We start from the raw sequence: 2212 nt of genomic DNA, 5'->3' as shown, positions 1-2212 counted from the left end.
GCACTGCGCTGCGGTGCGCACCGGCAGCGGCCGCCACTGCGCTTGAGCCTGCTGGCGCCGGTAGGCGGGCATGTCGCGGTGCAGGTCCAGCACGGCATGCAGCACGTACTCCACCATGCCCTGCACGATGCCGGGTTCGACCATGCGCACCAGCGAGACGGTCGGCGGCAACGCGGCGAGGTTGAACTGATCCACGCCGGCGCCGGTCGAGAACAGCAGCTTCAGGTTCGGGAAGCGCTGGGCCAGCTGCTCGGGCTGCTGCCAGGTGGCGAGGTATTGAACTTGGGCTGGATCGCCCACGTCCGGCCAGAGCCGGAAGTCCAGTGTTGGCGCGTCGCGGCGGAACAGTTCGCCCCAGCGCCGGCCGCGCTCGGCGTCAGCCATGTAGAGGAAGGTGGCCATCGGTGCTTCAGCCCAGGGCCTGCGTGACGATGGCGTAGCTCTTGGGCGCACCCGGCGCCGCCGGCTGCGCGGTCGGGCCGCGCTCCATCATCACCGGCGCGTCGACGCGCAGCAGGCCCATCGCTTCCAGCCATTCGGCCAGGCCGCTGTCCAGGTCGATGTCGACGCGCGTGAAGCGGCCGGCGTTGGTGCCGGCCAGGTGGGCAATGAGGGCCTTGGCGCCTTCATCGTCCGGCGCGACGACCGGCCCGATGGCGTGGCCGCGGCCGAAGCGACGCAGCAGGCCGAAGCCGCGCACCGTGCCGCCGTCGTCCAGCACGACGGTGGACTCCGCCTCGGCCAGCAGTTCATCCATCAATGCGTCGCGCGGCATGCCGCAGGCCTGGGCGTCGAGCGCCTTCAACACCGGCGCATCGGAAGCGCCTGCCGGCCGCAGACGCCAGCCGCTGTCCAGGGCCACCAGTGGCGCAGGTTGCGCGATGCCCTGGTGCTGGCGCAGCTCGCCGACGCGCACGAAGCCCAGGCGCTCGTAGAGGCCGCGCCCTTCGAGCGTGGCGTTGAGCCGAACGCGGCAATCCTGCAGCCCGTCGAGCACCGCGCTCATCAGGCGGTGGCCGATGCGCCGGCCCTGCTGCGCCGGCGCGACGATGACCAGGCCGATGGTCGCGTCCTGCGCCCCCCAGCGAAAGCGCAGGGCGGTGCCGACGATCTCGCCGTCGCGCTCGGCGACGACGCCCTCGGCGTGGTGGAAGACCTGCTTCCAGTCGGCCAGGCGGTGGGGCCAGCGCAGCGTGTCGGACAGGTCGTGAGCGGCCGCAAGATCGGCGGCACTCATCTTGCGCAGCCGCACGCCGTCGTCGGCGGGAGCTGCATTCGTGTTGGCGGGGGCACCCATGTGGCGGGGTCTCCTGAAGGGCAAGGGGTTGCCGATGTTGCGGCCTTTCGCGGGTGCCGCGCCAGCCCAAATACGACCCGCCACCCATTTCGGCAGCTTGCGCTGTGAGGCCTGCCGCGCACGGCATTCAATGCTGCGGCGGGCCAGTCTGCGACCACAAATTTCGCGGCGGCGTCCCTACCATCAGCGCCCATTCACCCATGACATCGCAGGTCAATCGCATGCAAGTCGCCCAGCCGCATTCGCCAATGCCCGCCCGGACCCCAGGGTTGCTCAAGGCCGATTCGCGGTCCCGCATTTGCGCCACCGGCTGGTGCCTTCAGGGTTCCATTGAAGGGCGCTCGTCCCCGTCCAAGTGCACGCCGCAGGGCATGCCGCCGAGCCGCCTTCGAACGGCAGTTTCAGCGCCTGCGACAGCCCGTTTTCCCCACAAACCACTTCACTGCACATGCTGCAATGAAGTCCTGATGACAACCCACTGAGCGAGACGCGCAACATGAGCATCCGACCCAAGTACATCACCTTCGATTGCTACGGCACCCTGACCCGCTTCCGCATGGCGGAGATCACACGGGATATCTTCTTCGACCGCGTGCCGGCCGAGCGCATGGAGCAGTTCATCGCCGACTTCACGGCCTACCGTTTCGACGAAGTGCTGGGCGACTGGCAACCGTACGACGTGGTGCTGAAGAACGCGGTGCGCCGGCTGTGCCGCAAGTGGAAGCTGCAGTACCTTGACGCCGAGGCGCAGCGCTACGTCGATGCCGTGCCCACCTGGGGGCCGCACGACGACGTGCCCGCAGGCCTGGCCAAGGTCGCCAAGGAAATCCCGCTCGTGATCCTGTCCAACGCGATGGACCATCAGATCCAGTCCAACGTCGCCATGCTCGGCGCACCCTTCCACCGGGTCTACAC

The 2212-nt window shown here is 68.9% G+C and carries 1 protein-coding gene and 2 pseudogenes; 1 reads left to right on the top strand and 2 read right to left on the bottom strand.

The features are described from left to right. Positions 1–402 (bottom strand): annotated as a pseudogene (locus ACXJKR_RS30365) (glyoxylate/hydroxypyruvate reductase A); the annotation flags it as partial. Between the two features lie 7 nt (positions 403–409). Further along, a complete protein-coding gene (locus ACXJKR_RS30360) occupies positions 410–1297 on the bottom strand; it encodes a GNAT family N-acetyltransferase (RefSeq protein WP_457326011.1) in 888 nt (295 codons plus the stop codon). Positions 1298–1793: 496 nt separating this feature from the next. Here ACXJKR_RS30360 and ACXJKR_RS30355 point away from each other — a divergent pair. Further along, positions 1794–2212 (top strand): annotated as a pseudogene (locus ACXJKR_RS30355) (haloacid dehalogenase type II); the annotation flags it as partial.

This window comes from Roseateles sp. P5_E11 (assembly GCF_054049355.1).
Note: the sequence above shows the minus strand (reverse complement) of the source record. Positions and strands in the feature narration are given on the sequence as shown.